Source organism: Cutibacterium modestum (genome assembly GCF_008326345.1).
GTDB classification, from domain to species: Bacteria; Actinomycetota; Actinomycetes; order Propionibacteriales; family Propionibacteriaceae; genus Cutibacterium; species Cutibacterium modestum.
This window is the reverse complement of the sequence record NZ_BJEN01000003.1, coordinates 570,723-596,325: the sequence shown is the minus strand read 5'-3', so window position 1 is coordinate 596,325 and position 25,603 is coordinate 570,723. Positions and strand designations below refer to the sequence as shown.

19 protein-coding genes and 6 pseudogenes are annotated in these 25,603 nt (G+C 58.9%); 16 read left to right on the top strand and 9 right to left on the bottom strand.

What is annotated here, in order from left to right:
- The first annotated feature begins 66 nt into the window (after positions 1 to 66).
- Positions 67 to 609 (top strand): PH domain-containing protein, encoded by a 543-nt coding sequence (locus F1563_RS11210; protein WP_002528587.1) that lies wholly within the window; start codon positions 67 to 69, stop codon positions 607 to 609.
- On the opposite strand, the gene F1563_RS11205 is transcribed toward F1563_RS11210, so the two are convergent.
- Positions 596 to 1,312 carry a Type 1 glutamine amidotransferase-like domain-containing protein gene (locus F1563_RS11205; protein ID WP_002528588.1) on the bottom strand — a complete coding sequence of 239 codons (717 nt, stop codon included), beginning with the start codon at positions 1,310 to 1,312 and terminating at the stop codon, positions 596 to 598. The two genes, F1563_RS11210 and F1563_RS11205, sit on opposite strands and share 14 nt — an antisense overlap.
- Before the next feature lie 48 nt (positions 1,313 to 1,360).
- The gene (locus F1563_RS11200; RefSeq protein ID WP_002533883.1) at positions 1,361 to 2,200 is read right to left on the bottom strand and encodes a biotin--[acetyl-CoA-carboxylase] ligase; all 840 of its coding nucleotides are present in this window, start codon (positions 2,198 to 2,200) and stop codon (positions 1,361 to 1,363) included.
- A gap of 111 nt (positions 2,201 to 2,311) precedes the next feature.
- On the opposite strand from F1563_RS11200, the gene F1563_RS11195 reads away from it, so the two are divergent.
- From F1563_RS11195 to F1563_RS11160, 7 genes and pseudogenes are all read left to right on the top strand, one after another.
- Positions 2,312 to 3,886, top strand: coding sequence for an acyl-CoA carboxylase subunit beta (locus F1563_RS11195; RefSeq protein ID WP_002528590.1), 1,575 nt, complete (start codon positions 2,312 to 2,314; stop codon positions 3,884 to 3,886).
- A gap of 11 nt (positions 3,887 to 3,897) precedes the next feature.
- Positions 3,898 to 4,113, top strand: coding sequence for an acyl-CoA carboxylase subunit epsilon (locus F1563_RS11190; RefSeq protein ID WP_002528591.1), 216 nt, complete (start codon positions 3,898 to 3,900; stop codon positions 4,111 to 4,113).
- A gap of 49 nt (positions 4,114 to 4,162) precedes the next feature.
- Positions 4,163 to 4,752: pseudogene (locus tag F1563_RS11185) on the top strand (Maf family protein).
- Positions 4,753 to 5,063: 311 nt separating this feature from the next.
- On the top strand, positions 5,064 to 6,890 hold the full coding sequence (locus F1563_RS11180; protein WP_002528595.1) for a PKD domain-containing protein: 1,827 nt from the start codon (positions 5,064 to 5,066) through the stop codon (positions 6,888 to 6,890).
- Positions 6,887 to 7,450: a hypothetical protein gene (locus tag F1563_RS11175; RefSeq protein ID WP_002528596.1), complete on the top strand. Its 564-nt coding sequence runs from the start codon at positions 6,887 to 6,889 to the stop codon at positions 7,448 to 7,450. Before F1563_RS11180 ends, F1563_RS11175 begins: the two co-directional genes overlap by 4 nt.
- A gap of 413 nt (positions 7,451 to 7,863) precedes the next feature.
- Positions 7,864 to 8,055, top strand: a pseudogene (locus F1563_RS14405) (hypothetical protein); the annotation flags it as partial.
- Between the two features lie 291 nt (positions 8,056 to 8,346).
- Positions 8,347 to 8,547: a hypothetical protein gene (locus F1563_RS11160; RefSeq protein ID WP_002528599.1), complete on the top strand. Its 201-nt coding sequence runs from the start codon at positions 8,347 to 8,349 to the stop codon at positions 8,545 to 8,547.
- A gap of 646 nt (positions 8,548 to 9,193) precedes the next feature.
- Here the strand turns inward: F1563_RS11160 and F1563_RS14400 are convergent.
- The 3 genes and pseudogenes from F1563_RS14400 to F1563_RS11145 all read right to left on the bottom strand — a co-directional run bounded on the left by F1563_RS14400 (position 9,194) and on the right by F1563_RS11145 (position 11,431).
- Positions 9,194 to 9,613 carry a hypothetical protein gene (locus F1563_RS14400; RefSeq protein ID WP_036958451.1) on the bottom strand — a complete coding sequence of 140 codons (420 nt, stop codon included), beginning with the start codon at positions 9,611 to 9,613 and terminating at the stop codon, positions 9,194 to 9,196.
- A gap of 51 nt (positions 9,614 to 9,664) precedes the next feature.
- Positions 9,665 to 9,859 (bottom strand): annotated as a pseudogene (locus F1563_RS14710) (arginine deiminase family protein); the annotation flags it as partial.
- A 255-nt stretch (positions 9,860 to 10,114) separates the two neighbouring features.
- On the bottom strand, positions 10,115 to 11,431 hold the full coding sequence (locus tag F1563_RS11145; protein ID WP_002528602.1) for an SLC13 family permease: 1,317 nt from the start codon (positions 11,429 to 11,431) through the stop codon (positions 10,115 to 10,117).
- 194 nt (positions 11,432 to 11,625) lie between these two features.
- On the opposite strand from F1563_RS11145, the pseudogene F1563_RS11140 reads away from it, so the two are divergent.
- Positions 11,626 to 12,299, top strand: a pseudogene (locus F1563_RS11140) (SDR family oxidoreductase).
- A gap of 74 nt (positions 12,300 to 12,373) precedes the next feature.
- Here F1563_RS11140 and F1563_RS11135 read toward each other — a convergent pair.
- A complete protein-coding gene (locus F1563_RS11135) occupies positions 12,374 to 13,177 on the bottom strand; it encodes a hydroxymethylpyrimidine/phosphomethylpyrimidine kinase (RefSeq protein ID WP_149302692.1) in 804 nt (267 codons plus the stop codon).
- A 646-nt stretch (positions 13,178 to 13,823) separates the two neighbouring features.
- Here F1563_RS11135 and F1563_RS11130 point away from each other — a divergent pair.
- Positions 13,824 to 15,196 (top strand): annotated as a pseudogene (locus tag F1563_RS11130) (PPA1715 family sortase-dependent PT-repeat surface protein).
- A 185-nt stretch (positions 15,197 to 15,381) separates the two neighbouring features.
- Here the strand turns inward: F1563_RS11130 and F1563_RS11125 are convergent.
- Both F1563_RS11125 and F1563_RS11120 read right to left on the bottom strand, forming a co-directional pair.
- Positions 15,382 to 16,380, bottom strand: a complete 999-nt coding sequence (locus tag F1563_RS11125; protein ID WP_002528607.1) for a magnesium transporter CorA family protein — start codon at positions 16,378 to 16,380, stop codon at positions 15,382 to 15,384.
- Entirely contained in the window at positions 16,377 to 16,904 is a 528-nt protein-coding gene (locus F1563_RS11120; RefSeq protein ID WP_050748899.1) for an NUDIX hydrolase, read from the bottom strand. Before F1563_RS11120 ends, F1563_RS11125 begins: the two co-directional genes overlap by 4 nt.
- On the opposite strand from F1563_RS11120, the pseudogene F1563_RS14390 reads away from it, so the two are divergent.
- The 3 genes and pseudogenes from F1563_RS14390 to F1563_RS11105 all read left to right on the top strand — a co-directional run bounded on the left by F1563_RS14390 (position 16,857) and on the right by F1563_RS11105 (position 19,703).
- Positions 16,857 to 17,119: pseudogene (locus F1563_RS14390) on the top strand (hypothetical protein). The gene F1563_RS11120 and the pseudogene F1563_RS14390 sit on opposite strands and share 48 nt — an antisense overlap.
- A 35-nt stretch (positions 17,120 to 17,154) precedes the next feature.
- Entirely contained in the window at positions 17,155 to 18,924 is a 1,770-nt protein-coding gene (locus F1563_RS11110) for an acetyl/propionyl/methylcrotonyl-CoA carboxylase subunit alpha (protein ID WP_002528609.1), read from the top strand.
- 56 nt (positions 18,925 to 18,980) lie between these two features.
- Entirely contained in the window at positions 18,981 to 19,703 is a 723-nt protein-coding gene (locus F1563_RS11105; protein WP_172623670.1) for a hypothetical protein, read from the top strand.
- Positions 19,704 to 19,732: 29 nt separating this feature from the next.
- Here F1563_RS11105 and F1563_RS11100 read toward each other — a convergent pair whose 3' ends face one another.
- Entirely contained in the window at positions 19,733 to 21,112 is a 1,380-nt protein-coding gene (locus F1563_RS11100; protein ID WP_002528611.1) for an NAD(P)H-quinone dehydrogenase, read from the bottom strand.
- A gap of 189 nt (positions 21,113 to 21,301) precedes the next feature.
- On the opposite strand from F1563_RS11100, the gene F1563_RS11095 reads away from it, so the two are divergent.
- The 3 genes from F1563_RS11095 to F1563_RS11085 all read left to right on the top strand — a co-directional run bounded on the left by F1563_RS11095 (position 21,302) and on the right by F1563_RS11085 (position 25,596).
- Positions 21,302 to 22,114 (top strand): purine-nucleoside phosphorylase, encoded by an 813-nt coding sequence (locus tag F1563_RS11095; protein ID WP_036958429.1) that lies wholly within the window; start codon positions 21,302 to 21,304, stop codon positions 22,112 to 22,114.
- A 26-nt stretch (positions 22,115 to 22,140) separates the two neighbouring features.
- Complete coding sequence (locus F1563_RS11090; protein WP_002528613.1) at positions 22,141 to 23,817, top strand: phospho-sugar mutase; 1,677 nt, start codon at positions 22,141 to 22,143, stop codon at positions 23,815 to 23,817.
- A 438-nt stretch (positions 23,818 to 24,255) separates the two neighbouring features.
- Entirely contained in the window at positions 24,256 to 25,596 is a 1,341-nt protein-coding gene (locus F1563_RS11085) for a DUF2207 domain-containing protein (protein WP_002528614.1), read from the top strand.
- Positions 25,597 to 25,603 lie beyond the last annotated feature (7 nt).

Sequence of the window (25,603 nt, the reverse complement as noted above, 5' to 3'; positions counted from 1 at the left end):
CAGAGTCACCGTCGGCGGCCTGGCACACGCGATCACCTCACGGCACGGATCGTCCATACTGGAGACATGGTGCGAATCGGACAGCCGCTGAGGCGTAACCGTGACGAGACGGTACTCGTGCACACTCGTCGTCACGCCAAAAGTCTCTTCTGGCCCGTCGTCATGGGGTTTGTCGGAGTCGTCGGGGCGGCTGCTCTGCTTGGAATCATGCCGACCGATATGCGTACACAGTATTGGCCGATCGTTGCCGCTATCGCAGCCGTAATCATCATTGTCGGTACCCTCGCCCCCTGGCTGAAATGGTTCACGACGACGATGACGATCACCGACCGCCGTGTCATGCTGCGTCACGGTGTCGTCGTTCGACGCGGCCACGACGTCATGATCGATAGCCTCATCGATGTGTCGTGGCAAGCCGGGGTGTTTGACCGGATGATGGGGTGCGGAAAACTCATCCTCACCACCCCGTCCGGCCAGATGGTACTCAACGACGTCCCCGGGGTGCGTCGAGTCGCTGACCTTTTCACGGACCTGACAGACGGCGAATATGGCGGGTACAGCGCATACCTGAGCGACGACTACTGCGAGGAGTCGATCACAGCACGGTGACGTCGAGTTCCTCGCGCAGGACTCCCGACGACGTCGGCTCCTCGGATGCAGAGAACCTTGACACCTCGGCTCCTTCATGCTCGGCGACCGCCCCAGTGAACATTCCGTCGACGAAGTGCACCGCAACCCCATCATCAACCGCATACCCGCCAGGAAGCACCCCGTTAGCGACAGCCTGGGCGTAGATAGGCGCCCGCTCGGACTCACCGTCGAAGTGGGGACAGAACGACCCGTCCAGCAGACCCATACCGCCACGCCAGGCTCGCAGGTCCCCAAAAGCGTCGGTCAGGCACCCGGAGAACCAGCACGCTGCGCCAGCAGAGACACCGGCGAGAACAACGTCATTGTCAGCTGCGATCATGCGACGGATCACGTGGTCGACCCCGTGCATCTTCCACAGCGCCACAAGATTGGCGGCTGATCCACCACCAGAGATAACGACGTCAGCTTGCGAAAGACGCTCCACTGACTCCGCTGCCCCCTGCCACAGGGTCAGCACCATGCTGCGCACACCGAGGGCTGAATAGGCAGCCAGGAAGCGGTTAATGTAAACCGGATCGTCAGCAGCTGCGGTAGGTGCAAAGCACACCAGAGGGGAAGACTTTCCAGACAGGTCAAGGATGTGGCGGTCGAGGGCGGTGGGCTCACCGCGATTCGACATCGAGAAGCCGCCACCACCAAGAGCCAGGATGTGGGTCGTCATGGTCAGCCAGTCTAGATGGTGGGAACGCTCAGGGCGCGGTGGTAAAACTCACGTCGTCCGCAAATGATTGACGTCAGCCGCATTGAAGCTGCGACGCCCGTTAGAGGTTTCCACGACAATGGCGCCGTCTGTGTCAACGTCAACGCCGATACCGTCAACAGCCTTTTCACCGCCACCCACGATGTCCGGGTCGAAGGTCAGACGAACCGGAGTACCAATAGTGTCGCAGCGCGCCACATATTGATCTCGCACTGTTCCGGCGTCCAACCACACCGTCAGCAGCTCGCCAAGGTGTACGAGTAGGTTGGCCAGCAACCCATTCTTGTCGTGATTCAACCCGCACAGCGCCAAAGACGTCGCCGTCGGCACGGGCAACTCTTTGAGGTCCATGGAGACATTGATTCCAATCCCGATGACGGCGTGGGGTCCAGCGGGACCGTCGACGCGCTCCGAGAGAATTCCGCACACCTTGCCGCCATGGTCAGTGCCCAGGTCCACGAGCACATCATTGGGCCACTTCAACGTCACTCGGGAACGGTTGGCCCCGCCGACCTCCTCGATGACTTTGGCGACGGCAAGCCCCGCGACCATCGACAACCAGCCCCAGTCCTGCGGTGGACGATCATTGGGCACCAGCGCCGAAAGTGCCAGGCTCGTACCGGGGACATCCTGCCAGCTACGAGAGAACCGTCCACGCCCGCCTTCTTGGTGGTCAGCAACGAGCAGACGAAAGGAGGTTCCTCCTGCTCGGACGAAAGCAGCCATGTCGGCGTTGGTGGAGCCGGTGGAGTCAATACAGACAACTCCTCCCCCGCGAGGCTCCGTGAAAAGGGTGTTCCCCGCAAGCTCGACGATGCGTTCGGCATTGGCTGGAGGCGTGGCAGGCACCCGAGAAGACTATCCGAGGAGTTACGGCTGCCGATGTGTGGAACCGAATTCAGGTGTTTCGGAAATCGGTTCAGCACCACGTGCTTCACCCCAGACAGATAGTCTCGGCATATGGAGATCGACATCCACACCACGGCAGGGAAGATCGCCGACCTTGGTCGGAGGATCGACGAGGCCGTCAATGCCGCATCCCCCTCGGCCATTGAAAAGCAGCATGCCGCCGGAAAGATGACCGCTCGGGAGCGCATCTTGCGGCTGCTCGACGAGGATTCTTTTGCTGAGCTCGACGAGTTCGCTCGTCACCGTTCCACAAACTTCGGCATGGACCACAAACGTCCGTACACTGACGGCGTCATTACCGGCGTCGGCGCGATCCACGGCCGCCCGGTCTGCGTGTTCAGCCAGGACGTCACTATCTTCGGCGGATCTCTCGGCGAGGTCTACGGCGAGAAGATCTGCAAGATCATCGACTTCGCCGTCAAGACCGGCTGTCCGCTCATTGGCATCAACGAGGGTGGCGGTGCGCGTATCCAAGAAGGTGTGGCTTCCCTAGCCCGTTTCGGCGACATCTTTCGCCGCAACACCAGAGCCTCCGGTGTTATCCCCCAGATCTCCATCATTATGGGGGCGGCGGCCGGAGGCCACGTCTACTCCCCCGCCCTCACTGACTTCATCGTGATGGTCGACCAGACCTCACAGATGTTCATCACCGGCCCAGCCGTCGTCAAGCAAGTCACTGGTGAGGACGTCTCTTTGGAGGAACTGGGCGGCGCACGCACCCACTCCGTCAAGTCGGGCAATTCCCACTACCTGGCCACTGACGAGGACGATGCTCTTCAGTTCGTCCGCGATCTCATCAGCTACCTGCCGCAGAACAACCTTGAGGACCCGCCGTTCTACGACGACGGTGAGGCTGACCTGACGATCACCGATCACGACCGCAAGCTTGACGTCCTCATCCCGGACTCCTCGAATCAGCCCTACGACATGCACGAAGTCATCACGACCGTACTTGACGAGGACACCTTCCTGGAGATCCACGAACTCTTCGCCCCCAACGTCATCTGCGGATTCGGACGCATTGAGGGCCGCGTGATCGGCATCATCGCCAATCAACCGATGGTCAATGCCGGCACTCTCGACATTGACGCATCTGAGAAGGCCGCCCGGTTCGTACGCACTTGCGACTCCTTTAACATCCCGGTGCTCACCTTCGTTGATACCCCAGGCTTCCTGCCCGGTGTCGAGCAAGAGCACGACGGCATTATCCGACGCGGCGCCAAACTCATTTATGCCTATGCTGAGGCCACCGTGCCGTTATTGACTGTTGTCACTCGCAAGGCCTACGGCGGCGCCTACATCGTCATGGGGTCTAAGACGTTGGGCGCCGACGTCAACTTGGCCTGGCCAACCGCCCAGATCGCCGTCATGGGGGCTGAGGGGGCTGTGAGCATTCTGCATCGCCGCACTCTTGCCACCGATCCTGACCCGCAGGCCAAGCGTAAGGAGCTTATTGACGAATACGAGACGACGTTGTCGAACCCGTACCAGGCTGCCGAGCGAGGCTGGATCGACCAGGTCATTCATCCGCACGAGACCCGCGCCTCGGTCATTCGCACCTTACGTCTACTGCGCACCAAGCGTGAGGCCCTGCCTCCCAAGAAGCATGGGAACATCCCACTGTGAGTAAAAACAGGATGGACGACGCGATCACGGTGACGAAGGGGCATCTCACCGACGAAGAGCTCGGCGCCCTGGTGGCGGTACTGGCCGAGTTGACTCGCCCCGGCCCGAATGCCTACGTGCCTGACGACCGGCCGATCGCCTTCGGCTGGAAGTCGTATTGGCGCACCATCCGTGAGCCTTTTATGCCCGGCCAGGCGGCCTGGCGAGGATCTTTGCGGCGTTACTGACATGACGACTTGTTTCGTTCTCGCTTCAAAGTCCCCGGCCCGGCTGCGTATGTTGCGTTCTGCCGGTATCGAGCCCGTCGTCATCGCGTCGGGGGCTGATGAGAGGCGTCTGCACGGGGAAGATGCCATCACCATGACGGCGAGGCTGTGTCATCTCAAAGCTCACTCAGTCATCGAGTCCGGGGCCCTCGACACCCTGCCGATCGGACAATCGTGGTGGCCTGCGATTCCGTCCTCAATCTTGATGGGCGCATCTTCGGCAAACCTCACACTGCCGAACGTGCCCGGCAGTGGTGGCGTCGGATGCGCGGTCACCAGGGTGTGCTGGTGAGCGGCCATCACGTCACGGTCATTGCGGAGGGACAATTGCGCGAGCAGACCCGCGTCGGGCAGACAGTCGTCACCTTCGCCGACCTCACCGACGCTGAGATCGACGCCTACGTGAACAGTGGCGAACCCGCCAAGGTGGCAGGGGCGTTTACGATCGACGGTTTGGGCGGCGCCTTCATCACCCGTATCAACGGCGATCCGCATAACGTCACCGGGATCTCCCTGCCCCTGCTACGCCAGATGCTCATAGATCTCGACGTCGAGTGGTCCTCACTGTGGAACGGCCCGAAGGGTGGCCATCTGGGCTGACGGGCAGATAGCGCTCAGATGGTGTAGCCGGATGATCGACATCCGCCCCAACCCACAGGGGAGAGCCAGTGTGGGTGTATGGTGTTCGCTGCTGGCCCAATGGTTGGGTTGATGCCTGGGTGGTGTGGGGAAGCCGGTGGGAGTCCGGCACTGTCGCGCAGCCGTGTCCACGTTGGTGTGTGGGAGTCGGAGTACCAGATTAGCCCGGGGCGGGTTTGAGGTTCCGTCGCGGATTGCGGAGTCGACACCGACGTATGAGCGCCTGTGCTGTCTACAAGGGTCCCGGTCGGGGCGCTTCCTAGGAGGAAGCCATGACGATGTGTAGACGATGGACTGGCCCGCTGGTTGCGGTGGTGTTAGCAGCTGGCGCTGTAGCCGGGACGGGAACGGCCCAAGCGGCTGGGTCAGTCTCTGGTGCTCCGGGCTGGCACGAGGGGCCGTATGCCGCACATGAGGGGCAGACGGTCGTCGTGGACTTCAGCAAAGATCCGAAACATCCGACCCCAACGGAGAAGGATAACTGGCCAGGTAAGGCGGGGATCCTGGTGCGGTGCAATGTGGGTGGCAACTGGACTAACGATGCACTCAGGGATCCGCTCAAGGCCGTGGGAATCACGTATTCCCCGGAGGTAGGTTTTATTGACACCGTCAATGGTATCCACGACGATCGGGATTCAAATACCTACTGGATGTTCTCTTGGGCCACAAAGGCCAACAAAACCTGGGATCTATGGGCAAAACCAACAAAAGGCGTTGACACCTGGATGGGCGTAACCCTGGGCGGAAAAGAAGTTCCGTCAATCGATCCACCAGAGGGCTCCCCTGCGCCACCGCCCCGTAAGTTGATGACGATGACCGTGCTAGGGGATTCATACTCGGCAGGCAACGGGACACAGTTTTTTACCCCTAGCGATGGGTCATATCGCAGTCCGAAAAATTATGGCTCAGTACTGACCCGCCGGTTGAATCAGGAATTCGGGGCTGCTACGACGGTTCAGACGGATGTGCGGGCCTGGAGTGGCGCCCAAATCGCTGCCGGAGACCACAACATTGTCGGCCAAGCCGATCAGATGGATCCCCACACCAACGTGGTCCTCATGACCGCTGGAGGCAACGACCTGGACTTCGTTGACGTCGTCATGAACTGCTTTGCAGAAATAGGATGGTCAGCAGCTAAGTGTGGCGGCTCTGTTGACGCAGCACGTAAAAAGCTTGGCGCCACGATGGCGAACACGGTGACATTGTTGTCGCATATCCAGCATCGGCTGACTGACCCGGCTCACACTCGTGTCGTCCTGATCGGCTACCCCTACCTTGTCCCCGCAGACCGTGATGTCCCTTTGACTGACGTGCCATCAACTCAGGTCCGGGCCGCCGAGGATGAATTCCGCACCAGGCAGGCTGCCACGATCAAGACCTGGAACAACACCCACGCTCTCAAGGTGGCCTATGCCCCCACCACGGGCTTGTTCAATACCCACGAGCCCGAACCGTCCGTTATTGATGTTGATTTAAGCAATCCTTATCGCTGGATCAACGAGTTCTATGAGACTGCTGGCGATCAAGGGTGGACCGGGAAGACCTGGTCACTTCCAAATGGGGATAAGAATAATTGGTATCACCCGAATATTATTGGCCATGAGAAGATTGCTGGCCTGGTCCATGATGTTCTCCTGTCGAAGGCAACCAGGAGTGCGAATGGCGCGTCTGACAGCGTTGCACAGTTGGGGAGGGTTCCTGGGGTGCGGATGCGTGCTGCTGTGATCGGGCAAAGCCAGGCACGCAGCGGTAATCCGTTGAGCCTGGATGCTTCCTCGTCCTACACGTCGATCGGACACATCCGGCACTGGCAGTGGGACCTCAACGGTGACGGGCACTACGAACTGACCACTACCACACCCGAGATCACCCGTATCCTCACTCGGATCGGAAAATACCGGGCACACCTACGCATCACCGACCAAACCGGCACCAGTGACACGCTCACCTTCCCCATCCAAGTCACCCGAGACGGTGACGGTATCCCCGATACCCGGGATAACTGCCCCATCATCGCTAACCCAGACCAAACCGACACCGACCATGACGGTATCGGAGATGCCTGCGACCCCCACACCACCACGAGGGCACCACGATGACCACCCGCACCACTACAACCACCGACCAGTACCGCCGCGCACCCCTCAACGGCCTCATCATTGGTGTCATCGTCGGAGCACTCTGGGCGCTCGTGATCTTGGGATACCTCATAACCCCGCCCCTAGCAGGACAAGATATTAAATTCTGCCCGCCTGAATTCGGCATGTCATTTATTTTCCCTGTGACTGGGTGGCTCACCGGACTGTGGGAACGAGCCGCTGTCGACTGCGACGATGTAACGAAACAAAAGCGTAGAGTCAGGGCTATCACTGCGACTATGTTCACTCTTGCTGGCGTACTTATGGGTTCCATCGAGCGCTTCTTGTCAACTCTGAGGTTTATCAACGGCGAGGAAACCCTCATAAACTATCTCATTCTACTAGCGGTGTTCTCCCTGGCAGGATGGACTCTTGGCACGCTAAAGATTACCCTCAGAAGGGATGACCATCACTTTCTTGCCAAGATGATCGTAGCCACACTGATCGCTCTATTCATATCTGTGGTGATGTGGTTTTTCATATTCAGTTTCATAGAGGCGGCTTTTTTCTTTGAGTTTTAATGGTCTTCACTTTTCAGTGAAGATGTTGAGGAGTGTGAAGTTTCTCCCGTTATCTAATTAAAGGCAGACACGATGCTCCTGCCCCACACACCCGCATCACACTTGCCACAAAACCAAGCCTACTGACACCCCGACAACAAGAGGCAATCATGAACATCCACGAGAACATGACCGAGAAGCAATACCGTCGCGCACCCCTCAACGGCCTCATCATCGGCACCATTGTTGGTGTTGTCTGGCCTACGGTATTCGTGATACTTCATGTGCGAAAAACGCTAGTCCTCGCTCCCAAGGAATATCCCCCGTATTTACCATGTCGTTTATTTTCCCTCTGATTGGGTGACTCACAGACCCGTGGGAACGGAGGGTATACGCAATACGGTGACCCAAAGAAGCGGAGACTCAAAGCCCAAATCATAGGCGCTGCTATTGCGACCCTCGCTGGCGTGCTCATGTTTTTGATTGGATTTTTCCTGTTTACGGATCATATATCTTTTAGAAGCGCGAAAGTAGCAATATGCCCGCTCCCGCTTTCGTTAGCAGTGTTTCCTTTTGCTGGGCTAACCCTCAGCGATATCGGAATCAGACTCAAGAACAGTGAAGCCCCTTTTATTCTTATCATGAGTATTGCTTCAGTGGTCACGCTTTTCATAACCGCGGCAGCGTGGTTTCAATTATACTCAGTTATGATAATCCTTTTCTTTGGGCTCTAATGACCTGCGCTATTTTAGCGAGGTGCGCCGGAGAATGTAACCGTACGGACATAATCACCACCGAAGACACTGCTCTTGAGAAACTACTTCTAACATGGATGGCCACGGTGTTCCTATTACCTCAGCCGCCAGCGAGAGCCAGACTAAGACTGAGACACCGCCAACCCTTCTAGAAAGGCAACGATGAGCATCCACGACAACATGACCACCGATCAGTACCGCCGCGCACCCCTCAACGGCCTCATCATCGGCACCATCATCGGGGTTGCCTGGGTACTTGTGCTTTTGATTCCTGGTGTGTTTGTGGATGACCCTTCAAGGAAAGAAAAGATGAATCTTGTCGCGTTGGTGTTGCCTGCCCTCGGGTGGCTCACGGGCTTGTGAGAACGGGCCGTTATTTCCCGTGGAAATCCAACGAAAACAGAGCATAGAATTAAAGTAATCGGTGCTATTATGATGACTGTAATTGAAATTGTCATGGCCACCATTTTTTATGCACTAGTTGCGAGTCATGACACCATTCATGTGCCAGCCCATTCTACTTATAGCACTAAGGCATTTATTCTGTATCTGCTTCCGTTGATGATGTTTCCTTTTGCCGGATGGGCGCTCGGGAGTGTTCGGGTAAGTAATATCCATGATAACCGATGGATCATTTCTAAGATGAGTATCATGGTGGCTATAGTGCTGTTCTTGTCCGTGGCTTTCTGGTTTACGCTAAGCTTATTTTTAGAGACATTATTCTTTTTCGAGTTCTGAGTGTGCTCCCAATGACGTGAGCCAGTTCCGAATGACCATGAATGAGTCTAACCGCTGAATTTTCTCTTACGTGATGCGAATCATCATTCCCTGCCTCACTGGATGGATACTTGGTATTATCAGTGCGCACATCCGCCAAGAAAACCACTCAGTCATCCTTGGAATGAGCGTTGCAGCAGCCATTACACTGACTCTATCCTTTGTCACATATGAAAAATTATTGGGGCCCCTTACACTTCTTATATTCTTCTGATCCTTAGATATTACCACTTCAACTGTAACGCAAAGTCAGTCCCGCCGCCTCGTCGGAACTCGTGAAGGCCCCACTCCATCCCTTGGTGTCAACGCGATTCGAGACGAAGGTCAGGGACCCATCGGCATTTCCAGTCACCGTAAATCCCGACGCCGACAAATTATCGGCTAGAAAATCATGCACTTTACCCGACGTATCCGGCTCAGTAAGCAGGGTGACGTTGTTGACGTGATCGACCCGCAAGGTGACAACCAGCCCCTTAGGCAACCGGAAGTTCCGGGGGCCATACTTAAACCCCAGATCCGCGAGGGTTTCCGCACCAGCGGGAGCCGGGGTGGCAGATGCAGCAGCAGGGCCCGGTACGGCTCCCTCGTGTGAGGGAGCACACCCTGCCACAACGAGCAGAGCCGTCACCGCGACCACTACCCTGGCATTCATACCGGTGATGCTATCGCTGATAGTACCTTGCACATCATCACGCAGCGCCGGGCACAACATGCAGCGTGGACCGCCACGGCTCGATCCCAACTCCGAGCTCAGGATCATCAGCACCTCGATGCCGACAGCCTCCATACGGGCATTGATATTCATGTTGCGCTCGTAGGCCACCACCACGAGTGCCTCGACCAGTAACCTCGCTGGACGGCTCCGATAGATGCTGACGCAGGTAACTGCACAGTTCATCGCCAGGGCGACACAGGATGACGGCCCGCAACCACCCGATTTCGGATTTGGCATCGCACATGTTTTCTGCAGTGACAGCAACCAACCATAACCTGACAGTGCTCGTTGGAAAGACAAGTACGGTGGCGCCATGGAAACGCCTACAACGCCGGAACCTCACAGAACAGCCACAGCACCAAGAGAGTCCTCGTGACCGGGACCACCCGCGGCATCGGGCGAGCTAGCTATCGCCCGATGAGGTGCCGCGTCCCCACCTCAGCTGGCCACGAGCGAGTACAGCAAGCTCACAACAAGAGCCACCCCGACGCACACCGGCAGGCCAACGGCGAATTCCCAGTGGAACATGTCGTCCCTCTCCTGCGCGTCAGTAAATCCCAACACCATGGCCCCACCGGCCGAGAACGGCGAGATGCCAGTGGCCAGACCACCGATCGTCGTGCTCGTGTAAAGAAGTGCCGGGCTCATGCCGGTCGCCGTCGCAAGATTCGCCACAATTGGGAAGAGGGCCGGTGCGACAACGCCGACGAAGCTGCCGCCGAACATGTTTAGGACTGCCGCCAGGAGGCAAAGGACAACCGGTATGAACAGTCGCGGGGTGTGTCCGACCCATCCGGCAAGCAAGGAGATCGTGCCTGCTTTGACAGCAATCGAGACGAGCATGCCCATACCCCCGATCATGATAAGAGTCGACCACGGCACGTGTGACAACGATTCCTTCTCTGTACCAACCCTCATTAAGGCACAGACGACGGCGAAGAGGACAGCGAACAGCGAGACGTCAATCCGCGAGTTCACCCATGTCACGGCCGAACTTCCGGGCAGACAGAGATGGAGGATCGGTGGTACAAGAAGAACGACAACGAAGACTCCAATGAGACACACATTCGTGCGTTGGCGTCGGTCCAGTGGGATTGGCTCGGCGAAGGTCACTTCCTGGGCCGTCGTCCCAGCTCGTCTTCGTTGACGCGAGGAGCGGAGGAGCATGGCAAGGATGATGAGAAAGGTCATAGCCAGGTAGACGACGAAGATCGTCGTCGACACCACGAATGCCTCGTTCGAACTGAAGCCTTCACTGGTGATGAGGTTGCGGAAGATCACCCCGTTGAGACCAACCATGAAGTTCGACCCCACCTGGCCCCCGCAGTCGGCACACAATGCACCGATGAGCGGGGAGATCCCAACCTTGCGACACACGAGAAGAGCGATGGGTGCCATGAGCACCATGACGGCGTAGTAACCGGCGCCCAAGGCCGCGATGAGCACGGAGGCAAGGAAGATCATGATCGGGAGCATGGTCGGAGCCGCGCGGAATCTATGTAGCAGCCCGTTGGCGATCTCTGCAAGAGTGCCGTTGGCCATCGCGAATCCAAAGAACAGCGAGATTGCGAGGATGACGAAAAAGATGTGGGTCGGCCACAGCTCTACGACATCGGATGGCTTCATGTGCATAAAGAACGCGCCGATGACATAAGCGAACGGAATCGCGACAAGACCGATGTTGATCTTTCTGACACGACCGATGGCCACAGATACGGCAAGTGCCAGTCCCAGTCCAATGGCGAGACTGATCATCCTCACTCCTCTGCCTTGAAGGTGTAGGCCTCCGGGTATCACAGGCCCCGAGACGCCACACGTGTTCCAAACGAGCAGACAAGACACCTCTCGTCGTAGTGGATCCGTGCAACGCTTGGCGTGAGCCTTGCACCTTTGTCGCAAAGGTTCCATAGAATTCGCCTCATGGTACAAAACCCCAACGCTCTGTCCTCATGACCGGGGCCACCCGCGGCATCGGGCGGGCCATCGCCAACGAGCTGGGACACGACCACCACATCATCGTGGGCGGACGCCATCGAGAGGCCGTCGAAAAGGTGGTATCAGAGCTGCTCAGCGCCTCCCCCTTCGTCGTCGATTTGAACGACGGGGACGCCACCGCTGCAGCCGTCTCCCAGCTGGACCGCCTTGACGCCCTTGTTAACAGTGCAGGAGTGAGCGCGAGGTCACCGGGCAATATTGCCTCCCAGACGCGAGACGAATGGCGCCGAGTGCTGGAGATCAACGTCGTCGCCGTCGCCGACCTCACTCGCCTGGTACTTCCCCTGTTGCGAGCCAGCCACGGCGATGTCGTCATGATTAATTCCGGATCGGGATTCTTGCGGACCCCCGCCGGCGGTGGCGTATACGCGGCGTCAAAGTACGCTCTGCGTGCTCTCACCCACGCCCTACGCGAAGAGGAGCGCGGCGTAGTTCGGGTGACCTCCATTCACCCCGGCCGCGTGGACACTGACATGCAGGTGGAGCTCCAGGCCCAGGCCGGGCGCCTCTACGACGCGTCCGAGTATCTGCGACCGCAGTCAGTTGCCGCACCGTACGCGCAGCCCTGGAGGCTAGTCCTGAGGCCATGATCGAAGAGCTCTCAGTGCGTCCAGTGTGTCGAACCTGATCGACTCGGCAGCGCAATTCGGCCCCGGCGTTACTAAGCGCCGGGGCCGACCTCGTACGAACTCTATGATGACGTCACGCCTGGTAGTTGCCCTGGTAGACACAGTCGAATGGAGCGTTACCGTGCATCCGGTTCTCGATCGCCGAGACGACGACCTGCTTGGCAGTGCGAGCAGCGTCGAGAGCATTGGCGCCCTTGGCAATTTCCGCAGTGATCGCGGCAGCCAAGGTGCATCCAGCACCAGAGACGCGCTCCTGGCCAACGGCAGGAACTTCAAGAACCTCGCAATCATGGCCGTCGTAGTAGACGTCAAGAGCGGTACCGGTGCCCAGTAGGGTGCCGGCCTTGGCGATGACGACCGGAACTCCCTGGTCACCAATCTTCTTGGCAGCATCTTTAAGAGCCGTGACGGAGGTGATCTCATCGCTCCCGGCAAGGGTCTGAGTCTCGAAGAGGTTCGGAGTGATGACGTCAGCGTGCGGGAGGATCTTCTCGCGCAGGGCGTTGTCAGTGTCGAGGGCTGCACCGGGCTCCTGACCCTTGCAGATAAGAACGGGGTCAAGGATGACCTTGGGGAATTTGTAGGTCTCAAGAGCCTCGGCCACGACGTCGATCGTCGTCGGCGTGCCAAGCATGCCAATCTTCACGGCGTCAATCTGGCCATAGACGGCAACGGCAGCCTCGATCTGGTCATGGATGACCTGCGGATCCACCGGAACGAACCGGTGCCCCCAGTCGTTGTTGGGGTCGAAGGAGACGATGCAGGTCAACGACGTGCATCCGAACACCTTGAGCTGGTGAAAAGTCTTGAGGTCGGTCTGGGCTCCGGCGCCACCAGACGCCTCGGAGCCGGCAATGGCAAGTGCAATCGTGGTCACGTCGGCAAGTCTAAGAGGCTCGACGGTGCGAATGTGCGCATCCAGGAGAAACGACCAATGACCGCTCACCCCAGCTCCGGGCTATTCGGCTATCCCTCATGCCAACATGGAAACTTGCCAAGCCACTGCGATGCTGAGGCTCATACACGGTGTACCCAAGCTCGGTATCCCACCCACGTCCAATAAAGATCACCACCAAAGTCGCCTTGAGCACCGCCTATCGGTCTTGGGCTGAGGTGTAGTGGGGACCACTGATGATCGCGCAGCTAACCTGCCAAGCAGCATCCACGGTTACAGCCACTTGGCTGAAGCATCCACCCGCTCGAGGATACTTATTCGTTCGATATGACGGTGCATCCCCCGAAGCACCTTCAACCTAACCATCGCGCCTGCTGCGGAGGATGACATCGCGACCAGTGGGATCAGCTCGCCTCACGTGAGACTGAAAATCTTGCTACTTGGTTGCATAATACAAATTGCTTAGTTGAGACTATACATAATTTCTGATATACTTACGCGCTATTTTGAGTAGTTTCCAAGGAAAGAGGATAATGAAAGAAAACCCTTAACCAAAGTCGTTTCACATATTTTTAAAGAATTCATCTATGGTTACACAACCAAAAGCAAAAGGAACCTCTAAATCCACATGAAGCAAAGTTTTAAATCCCCCACGACCGCAGTATTGGCCGGAATGCTGATTGTTGGGTCTGCGCTTTTTAGTGCCCCCCCCCCCCCGCGAACGCTGACACAGTAAATGAAATTCACGCAAAAGCTGGAGATCAAGCTTCAGTGTCACTGACCGCACGCGCGGAATCCCCCTTCTACAAGAAACTCCCAAGTTACGTCAGCGACTCGATGGAGAACGGCCCCTTCTATTACACGGGATACTATCTCGCAGACGGCACAGCTGCAGGACTTGCTGATCTAACAGCGCTCCACCCGACGGACACAAACGACGATTCCTATACATTAGATGGTGATCCAGTACTGGCGTACTGCATTGAGAAGAATTCGTTTCAGGAACGGTACCGTCAGGACACAGGAACTCTCACCAAGTGGAGTGAGCTGAAGCCACACTACAACGATAATCTCCCCAATGCACTCCCTAAAATTGGGTGGGTTGCGAAAAACGGCTATCCTAGCGTAGCTCTTGATGAGTTAGAGAAGCAAGCTAACGCTGCCAATGGGAACGATGATGCAACAGGATCCGATCATAGGGATGCCGTGACCGCTACCCAGGCGGCAATATGGCACTTCAGTGATGATTTCACCCTGAAAAGTAATGATATCACCGAATATGTAAATGGTATCTTTATACCCGTCCCCGACAGCACAAAGAAGCACATAGCTAGTATTTATAATTATTTAATCAAAAAGGCCATTCCTGTCTCAGATCCGTTGGACTCAACGTCCGACGCACAGGGGACCTCAGAGTTCGCCGGGGCTGCTCTGAGCCTTGGAGCAGGGCAGAAGGGACATCAGGATCGCATCATTGTTCCCATCCAGCCAATCAAGCCAACCCCAACTCCGACACCAACTCCGACACCAACTCCAACTCCAACTCCGACACCAACTCCAACCCCAACACCGTCGAATCATGTGAAAGTGACCACCACCGCCGACCAGACCGCCGAGGTGGGTAAGCCCTTCGGCGACACCGCCCACATCACCGGCACGGTTCCCGAAGGCGCCCACATCACGTTCAAGCTGTCCCACAAAGGGCTACTACCGAACATGTGCGGCGACTCGATCATCACGACCAAGCCCGTCGCGGTTCCCGCCGGCGACCACACCCAGCCCATCGACATCGCCTCTCCGAAGGTGACCGTCGACCAGGCCGGCACCTACTACTGGGTGGAAACCCTCACCGACAACAACGGCAAGGTGCTCGCCCAGGGCAAGTGCGGTGAACACGCCGAAACCACCACAGTCACCACACCTGTGGTTCCGACACCAACCCAGACTACGGTTCCGGTCGGCCCCGCTCACCCAAGGCAAATGCCTCGCACGGGTGTGTGATCTCAGCGTGATGGCCCCATGATGGCCATCGCCCCATAACACGGCGGGGGGTGCCCACCATCACAGGTGGACACCCCCGCTGTTTCACACCTCGACCTTCGGCGCAACCGTGCACCAGCCGCGTCGGTCCATTACCCTTCCGTGGCGCACGTCCCGCCCTCGCAAGCACGCACAATCACCCGCGCTCATATCCAGTCCTCCCTACGGAACACCAAATACAGGAGAACACTCGACGCGACGACTAGCACCGCAGAGATCCACAGACCCAACGGTCGTCCATCTCCCCAAAAAGGCACATTCTGACCAAACCACCCGGTGACAAAGGTCGGTACCGCAATGATGGCCGCCCAACCCGCCAGTTTCTTCATGACGATATTGAGCTTGGCATCCTGGATGGAAAGATTCGTCTCGAAAATCGTCGCCACCAGGTCCCGCAGGGAATCAGACCACTCTGACACCCTCATGGAGTGATCGTAAAGATCATTGAAATAAGGCTCAAGGACACGCGGAACAGCAACAGCTTCTCTACTCGGACGACTGATCGTCGAGACGATCTCGCGCATCGGGAGCACGATCCGACGAAACTGCACCAGCTCCTTGCGCAACCGGTAAACCCGAAGTTGCACCTGCTGGGTATCGATAGAGTCGTCGAAGAGCTGATCCTCCACGTCTTCAACCACGTCGTCGAGATGCTGAACCGTGTCGAAATGGCCGTCAACAAGGACGTCGAGAATGGCGTGGACGATACCCATCGGCCCATTCGAGACGAGGTCGGGGTTCGCGTCGAGGCGGTTGAGTACCTCCGCGATCTCTGGCAGATCGTTGCGATGAACGCTGACGACGCCATGCTCAAAGACCCATACCGAGACTCGGGAGACGATGAGACCGCTATTAGGGTCACCAGTCTCACCGATCGCCGCGGTATAGGTCGTGAGGAAGAGGTGGTCCGGGTATCGCATAACCTTCGGGCGCTCGCCGGGAGCCTCGGCGTCCTCAACGGTGTGGAACTCCAGGTGAAGTTCATCAGCCAAGGTGTCGATGTCCTCGTAGTCAGGTGCAGTGAGGTCATACCAGCTCAAGGTCTGGTCGTTCGACAATTCCTCGCTGAGAGTTTCTAAAGGGACCGACTCGGCGACAAGCTTGCCGTGCTGCCATACCTGGGAAGAAAGCCGAGACAGGCTCATCGGACCTCCTCATCGGCATATTCCATGACACCGGTACCTGTGGCATCCGAGCTCATGATCACAATCTCTGACGGGTGAAGGGCCGTTTCAATACGACGACGGTGACGCGGTTCCATCTCCGGCAGGTCGTCAAGTTCAAAAAAGCCCGTGCGGGTGGACTCATCGTCACCAACTCGAGGCTCACCGCTCACCCACCGGCACAGGAAATCATGGTCAAGGAACTGGCAGCGATCCCCATTTGGATAGGTGATGGGAGCAGCGACGTTAAGCCGGACCAGTCGCACAATCTCTGCCACTATCCCAGTCTCTTCGTAGATCTCACGAAGGATGGCCTCATCGGGCCTCTCCCCCGGCTCTATGATTCCGCAGACCGGCGTCCATTGCCCGTCATCGGCCCGCTGCACCAACAGCACCTGAGGCCCCCGAGGGCCATCACGCACTACGACAGCACTACTGCCGGCCAACCATAATGGCGCATGACCAATACGACGTCTCAGGTCCAGGATGAACTGTGGTGTCGCCATGACGGTCAGGCTAGCGGCCTCATGCATCGTCCCCGGTTACCCACAACGGCTACCCCCTAATTTACGGCAAAGCTGGTCAGCAAGTCCTCCACTGCCACCCATGCAACCAGATTCTCCCGGACTCCCACACCAACCTCGCTACGGGGCCAGCGAGAGGTGGGAAGAGGTGGACAAATGACCGTGCGGCATCCGCTGACCCCTTAGACTCACCGTGAGAGCATCCCGTCCCCAAGAGCCGATCGGAGGAACCGTGGATAGGACTATCAAGCGGGTACTCATCGCGAACCGTGGCGAGATCGCGGTACGCGTCATCCGTGCCGCCAAGGACGCCGGCATCACGAGCGTGGCCGTCTACGCGGACTCTGACTCCGAGGGGTTGTTCGTCAAACTCGCCGATGAAGCCTTCGCTCTCAACGGCGTCACCCCCGCCCAGACTTACCTCGACGTCGACAAAATCCTCGACGTCGCGCGCCGCGCTGACGTTGACGCTATCCATCCTGGCTACGGGTTCCTCTCCGAAAACGCCGACTTCGCCCAGGCCGTCCTTGACGCCGGGTTCCTATGGATCGGCCCGCCGCCGCATGCCATCCGCGTCCTGGGCGACAAGGTGCAGGCCCGTCACATCGCCCAGAGAGTTGGCGCACCCCTCGTCCCGGGCACCGCTGATCCGGTCGATGGGCCCGACGAGGTCGTCGAATTCGCGAAGGAGCACGGCCTGCCACTCGCCATTAAGGCAGCCTTCGGCGGCGGGGGACGCGGGCTCAAAGTGGCCCACTCGATGGACGAAGTAGCACCCCTGTATGAATCGGCGGTCCGTGAAGCCGTCACCGCGTTTGGACGTGGGGAATGCTTCGTCGAACGTTACTTAGACAAGCCGCGTCACGTCGAGACCCAGTGCATCGCCGACCAGTACGGCACGGTGCAAATCATTTCGACCCGTGACTGTTCCCTGCAGCGTCGTCACCAGAAGCTCGTTGAAGAGGCCCCCGCGCCTTTCCTCAGCCATGAGCAGTCGACCCGTCTCTACGAGTCTTCCCGAGCCATCCTCAAAGAAGCCGGGTATGTCGGCGCCGCAACCTGCGAGTTCCTCGTGGGTCTGGACGGAACGATCAGCTTCCTGGAAGTTAATACCCGGCTGCAAGTAGAGCATCCTGTGTCTGAAGAAGTTGCTGGAGTCGACCTGGTGCAAATGATGTTCCATGTCGCCCAGGGCGGACACCTGGAGCCCGAGGACCCGCAGCTGCGCGGTCACTCTTTCGAATTCCGCATCAATGCTGAGGATCCCGGGATGGGCTTCATGCCAGCTCCCGGAACTCTGACCTCCTGGCAGCCGCCGTACGGCCCTGGCGTGCGCATGGACGAGGGCTACCACTCAGGCATGACCGTGCCCGGAGCCTTCGACTCCCTCATCGGCAAGCTCATCATCACTGGTGATAGCCGCGAGCAAGCCCTGGCTCGGGCTGTCCGTGCCCTTGACGAAACCGTCATCGACGGCATGCCGACAGTCATTCCTTTCCACCAGGCGGTGGTTCGCGACCCAGCTTTCACTGCCGCCGACGGCCACTTCGGCGTCTTTACCGACTGGATCGAAACCGAGTTCAACAACAAGATCGAGCCATATAACGGATCCCTGGGCGAGTCTGCCGAATCCGAACCTCCTCGTGAGGTCGTCGTCGAGGTCAACGGTAAGCGGGTTGAGGTGCGTATCCCCGCATCTTTGCATGGCGCTCGTCAGGTCCCCAGCACCAAGTCGCGCCGCCCCACCCGTCGCAATCGTGCCGGGCGTCGCGCCGCGGCGACCGGCAATTCAGTGGACTGCCCGATGCAGGGAACGATCGTCAAGGTCGATGTCGTGGAAGGAGAAGAGGTCAACGAAGGCGACCAGATTGTTGTCATGGAGGCTATGAAGATGGAGCAGCCCATCGCCGCCCACCGCGCGGGCATTGTTCGCAACCTCAACGCCACGGTCGGCTCGCCGGTCTCTTCGGGCGAAGTCATCTGTGAGATTGTTGATGAGTGAGGTTCAGAACATGGTCTTTCTTGTGAGTGTCGCTTCGAGACGGCATCCTGGTGATTATGTCCGGTGACCTCCTGCTGTTCGTTCTCTTCTTTGTGGGGCTTGTGGCGACGACAGCATCACTTATGCGTGCCCAGCGTCAGTCTCGTGAGATGCAGGCTGAGCGCACGAAAGCTATCGAGGCCAAGGTCTCCCAGATGCGGCAGGAAACGGAAGAAGACGTCACCACCTTCGGGGAGGCCTTGCGAGACCTCGACATGGAAATGATTGGCAAGGACATTTCAGCTGACGGCCGCAAAGACTGGAATATGGCCCTTGATTGCTATGACCGCGCCAAGACATTGATGGCCCAGGACAAGGGCACTCGCTCTATCCCGCTCGTGACGGAAACCCTCGAGGAGGGTCGTCACGCCATCGCCTGCGTGCAGGCTCGCGCTCACGGTGAGCCAATCCCCGAGGTACGTCCACCGTGTTTCTTTGATCCGGCCCACGGCCCGTCGACAACGGACGTTATGTACTCCCCCGATGGCGGGGTCGCGCGCAAGGTTCCCGCATGTGCCGCCGATGCCCAGCTCATTCAACAGGGTCGTTCCCCGTGGATCCGTACCGTTGATGTCAACGGCGCCCAGCTGCCTTACTGGCAGGCCGGCCCCGACTATGCCCCGTGGGTACAGGGGTACTACCGACGTTACGAATCTGACCCCGTCATCAGCGGCCTGGCCGTTGGCGGTCTCGGCCTAGTCGGGCTGGGCTTGTTCTCTGCCCTCTTCGACGATTTCTGATCTACGCGACCCCCTCGGGGGCCGTGAGTTCACGCGACGAAGGTTTGCAATCGACGTGCCGCCTCCGAGACTGACCCCGATAGGGATGGGTAGACAGTGAAGTCGTGTTGGAAAGCGTCAACGGGTATGCGTTCAGCCACTGCTACCGAAATGGGATGGATGAGCTCGCTGGCCCGCGGTGAAACGACCACTCCGCCGATGATATTGCCGGTCTCTGGACGGCAAAAGAGCTTGACGAAGCCGTCGTGAAGTCCCTGCATTTTGGCACGCGGGTTAGTCGACAGGTCCAGCCGAGTGGACCTTGCCTGCACCCTTCCGGAATCGACGTCAGTTTGCGTCACACCAACCGTGGCGATCTCGGGAGAAGTAAAGACATTGGAACACACCAAGGACAAATCCAGCGGTTGGAGTGCCTGACCTAGAGCATGCCACACCGCGATGCGTCCCTGCATAGCTGCCACAGACGCCAGGGCGAACACGCCGGTGCAGTCACCGGCAGCATAGATACCTGGAACGTTCGTGCGCGAGACCTTGTCGACGGCGATGTGGCCCCGCGGACCGACGGCCACACCGACTTCCTCCAAACCGAGATCGGCGCTGTTGGGGGTCGACCCGACGGCCACGAGGACGTGCGATCCATGCACGGTCCGGCCATCCTCCAGCCCGACGAGGACGCCGTCCCCGTCGCGAATCGCCGACACTGCGCGGGAACGCGACAAAACCTCCATCCCGCGAGACTCAAAGACCTGTTGCAAAACCCGGGCCGCATCGGGATCTTCGCCCGGAAGAACCTGGTCGCGTGAGGACACCAGCGTCACCCGGCATCCCAACGAATCGTAGGCTGAGGCGAACTCAGCACCGGTGACGCCCGACCCCACCACGATGAGGTGTTCAGGGGCCTCCCTCATTGAGTACACCTGCTTCCAGGTGAGGATGCGCTCCCCGTCGCAGCGGGCCGTGGGGAGCTCGCGCGGGGTAGTTCCGGTAGCCAACAGCACGATGTCGGCGTCGATGGTCTCATCGTCATTGATAACCACCCGATGCAGGTGACCAGGAGCACCCGTCGTCAGCCGTGCGCGCCCGCTGATTAACCGCACCCCCGCTTGCTCTAGCCCCCGGCCAATGTCGTCAGACTGGGCTTGGGCGAGCCGGCTCACCCGAGAGTTGACGGCATTAAGGTCAACCTCGAACGTCTCGGTGTGACGCAACCCAAGTTCAGCGGCGCGACGCAGCGTCGATGTGACCTCCGCGGTGGCGATGAGGGTTTTCGACGGAACGCAGTCAGTGAGGACGGCGGCTCCTCCAACACCGGTTTCCTCAACGACAGTGACATCAACACCTCCAGCTGCTGCAACGCTGGCAGCTTCATATCCTCCGGGCCCTGCCCCAATGATCACCATGGACGTCATGGCGGCATTCTTTCAGTCGCGACGGCTCATCTGTCGACATCGAGAGAAATTGCCCACATGAGGAAACCCTCGATTCGTCACACGTATCGACGCTGAGATCCCAGACGGCTATCCGAGATGATGAAAACCACAGCACATGGCCGGAGGTTTGCGCTCCTCGAAGCGACGAAAACCTCTAGGGTTAGCCCCATGACGTCACCGGAGTTCACCGATCCTCAGGCCATCGCATGCGATGCTGCCGATGCCATCCGTTTCCGCCTGTCCCTCACCAGCGTCGACATGGGCCTCGTCCTCGGTTCGGGATGGTCTGCTGGAGTTGATCGCCTAGGCGAAACGCTTGGGAGGATCCCATTGGGTGCGCTGCCCGGATTCTCCGCACCTGTTGTTGCCGGGCACGGCGGCGACCTCGTGGCCGTGGCCCTGCCCACCGGGAAAACCGCCGTTGTGCTCACTGGCCGCACTCACTTTTATGAGGGCCGCGGGGTCGAGCCTGTAGTCCACGGAGTGCGGGCTGTCGCGGCACTCGGCGCCAGCACGATGATCCTCACGAACGGCTGCGGCGGACTAGACCCGTCGTGGGGCCCTGGAACCGTCGTCGCCATTCGTGACCACATCAACCTCACCGGTACCACCCCACTGCGCGGTGCCACTTTCATTGATATGTCAACGGCGTGGACTCCGAGCCTACTGAAAGTCGTCGAGAAGGTTGCCCCAGGCACCCCCACCGGTGTCTACGCTCAGTTCCGCGGCCCCCAGTACGAGACCCCGGCCGAAGTTCGCATGGCCCGCACCATCGGAGCCGACCTCGTCGGAATGTCGACCGCCCTCGAAGCCATTGCCGTCCGCGAAGCCGGTCTCAACCTGCTCGGCCTATCTCTGGTCACCAATCATGCGGCCGGGGTCACTGATGCCCCGCTCGACCACGCCGAGGTCATCGCTGCCGGCAAGGAGGCCGCTCCTCGGCTAGCCGGCCTTCTCGCCGATATCACGGCTGCCATCTGATCCACTCCACACCCCATCGAGGAACCATGACCACCACCCGCTCTGAAGGGCCTCACCCCGAACTCGTCGCAGAAGTTCAATCCTGGCTCGACCAGGATCCCGACGAGGCCACTCGCGCCGAACTGTCGGATCTGCTCGCCCGCGCCCAGTCTGGTGACGATGAAGCCATCGCAGCCGTGGAGTCGGCCTTTGCCGGACCATTGACATTCGGCACCGCTGGCCTGCGTGCTGCGCTAGGCCCCGGCCCGTCGTGTATGAACCGGGTCGTCGTCCAGCGTGCCGCTGCCGGTTTTGCCGCCTGGTTGCACGCCCATGGCAACACTGGCGGATCAGTTGTTATCGGTTTTGATGCCCGACACAACTCTGACGTCTTCGCCCGCGATACCGCCGAGATCATGGCTGGGGCAGGCTTCCACGCCCTGCTGGCCGACTCCCCGATCCCGACCCCGGTGACGGCATTCGCTATCAAGCATTATGGGGCGGTCGCCGGTGTCATGGTGACGGCCTCCCACAACCCGCCCGCTGATAACGGATACAAGGTTTATTTGGGGGATGGTTCTCAGATCGTCCCGCCCACCGACACCGAGATCGCCCACGAAATCGAGGTCGTGTCCGAGGAGCCAGTGAGCGCCATTACTCGCGGCGACGACATCGAGCTCATCGGCGATGAGCTCATTGATGCCTACGTCTCTCGGGCCGCCGAGCTCACCAAGGCTAATCCCGGCGTCACCTGGGTCTATACCGCCATGCACGGAGTGGGGACGCGGGTCGTACGTCGTCTCGTTGAGAAGGCTGGCTTGCCCGAGTTTATCGGGGTGACCGAGCAGCTCGATCCGGACCCGGATTTCCCGACCGTAGTCTTCCCGAACCCCGAGGAACCCGGAGCTATTGACCTTGCCATCAAGCTGGCCCGCGACCACGATGCCGACGTCGTCATCGCCTCTGACCCTGACGCCGACCGCTGCGCCGTAGCGACCGTCATCGACGGGGACTGGCGGATGCTTACCGGCGATGAGCTGGGCATTCTTCTTGGTGATGACGCCTTGCGTCGTGGTCTCGATGGGGTGTACGCCAATTCAGTGGTTTCGTCGACGTGCCTCAACCGGATGGCTAAGGCTGCAGGGCGCGAGCACCGCATGACTTTGACCGGGTTCAAGTGGATTGGCCGTGTGCCTGGGCTCGTCTTTGGTTATGAGGAGGCCATCGGCTACTGCTGTGATCCCTCCTACGTGCCAGATAAGGACGGCATCACCGCTCTGGCCACAATCATGCGCCTGGTTGGGGAGCTCAAGGCATCCGGCACAACCATCGCGGAACGACTCGACGAGATCTGGGCCGCCCACGGCTTGCACCGCACTAGTCAGTTGGCGGTGCGCGTCACCGACATATCGATTATCTCCGACTCCATGGACCGCCTACGCAACCGGCCCCCCACGACTCTGCTAGATCGTCCCGTGGACGTTTGCGACCTCAACGACCCCAGCAATGGATCCAAGCTACCACAGCAGAACGCTATCGAGTTGACGGGACCTCGCATTCACGTCGTCGCCCGCCCGTCTGGCACCGAGCCTAAGCTCAAGTGCTACCTCGAGGTACGCGCTACCGCGGCGGAGTCGTCGGCAGATCTGACGGCCACCAAGGCTCGTCTTGACGCAGACATGGCTATCCTGCGTGAGGAGATGGCTCAGGCTCTCGGAATCTGAGCGTTCCTTTGACCCTGGCTCGCTCTGGAGGTTGATCTGCTCGTCCTCTTCGGAAGGGCACGTCGAACCCCAGACACCGCGAACGATGTTGACGTCGCATACTCATTCCGTCACGGAGCAAAGCCGACGAACTCGCCTCGGAATCTGCAACCGTTGACCCGATAAGCCCGCATGATCTGTCCGAGGCGCTCAAACTAAGTGTTGGGCTATGCAATATCCTCGTTCATGAGTACATCAACGGCGACCTGGATATCCTCGCGGCCGCAATTCCGCAGGCCCAGCAGTACACGGAATACGTCCGCCCAGTAGCATGGTGGTTGCAAACCCGGCGGCAGCCGTCGCACGTCTTGGATTTCCGGATGGCCAATGTAGTGACAAGCAATCGCAGGCGAGTTTATCAATAGGGGCAATTCTCGCCCTTGCCTCTATAATGCTGCCATGAGACACGCCCGGCTCATGGCCGTAATGACTTTGCTACTGTCTTATTTCCTCACCCTAGCCCCTGCCGGATTGGCTCATGCTGACGAGGGCACTAACGGCGAGCGCATCACACGCTACGACGCCAACGCTACGTTCAGCCGCAATGGCACCGCCCACGTTGTTCTCAACCTCACCTACGACTTCGCCACTCACCAAAAGCACGGACCATATCTCACCTTCGTTGCCGAGCAGAGCCTCACCGACGACCCCGACCACACTCGTCACGTCAGCTACCAGGACTTCCACGTTTCAAGTCCGTCGGGAGCTGATCCCACCATGGATCTTCAGAATGGCAGCGTGGTTCAGCTTCGTATCGGGTCGGAAGATCACACCTACACTGGCGAGCAGAAGTACCGGATCACCTACACCGTCCACGGTCTCATCGCGCGCGACAACAAGACATCCCATCTCGACGAAATCGACTGGCACATCTTCGACAACCTGAACGTTCCCGTCGATACCTCCACAGTCACCGTGACGGCACCAAACCCCATATCCCGTATCCATTGTGACGTCAATAACGAGAAACGCTGCGATTCCTCTGGGGAGGGAAGCACCACCGCTACCTTCTCTACCACCAGTGTTGCCGCCAACAGCACCTGGCGGATCGTCGCCGGTGTTCCGGTAGGGACCTTCACCTCTGCCGCCGACGCAAAGCTGACCAAGGTAGAGACGCACCCGACCTACGGACCATGGATCCAGTATGGACTCCTCACAGCATGCGTGATCACCATCGGCATAGCCGTACGGACCGGGTGGAGCCGAGACTTCGAATTCGTTGGCGAGGAGCCCGGCTACATCCCACCACCAGACCTCCAACGGGTGCGTCGTCGCTGGCACAAGCCCAAGAGCCCCGTCGTAGTCCAGCCCCCTACGGGGATTGAGCCAGCACAAGCAGGTGCCTTGCTCAAGGGGAAAGCCGACATCGAGTGCGTCACAGCCGGTTTACTCGACCTCGTGGTGCGTCGTCATCTGTCCATCACCCCGGAGGAGCCTTCCGGTCTGTTCCGCAAGAAACCAGTGTGGCGGTTGACCCGTCGCAAAGGGGACGATCGCTTGGTTAGATGGGAGAGTCGTCTTCTCAGTTCCCTGCTCGGCATAGAGGACACCGTGACCACCGAGGAGCTGCGGTATGAGAGAGACAACCAAGCATTACCCCATGCCAAGCACGAGATCGACGAACTCAACGATCAGATGGGACTTTTCGCCTCCTCGCATGGGAAGACGCAGTGGATATACCTCCTCGCGTTCCTGGTGGCCTCCTCACCGGGGCATCACTCATACTGCCTGATTTCTTGAACGTGGG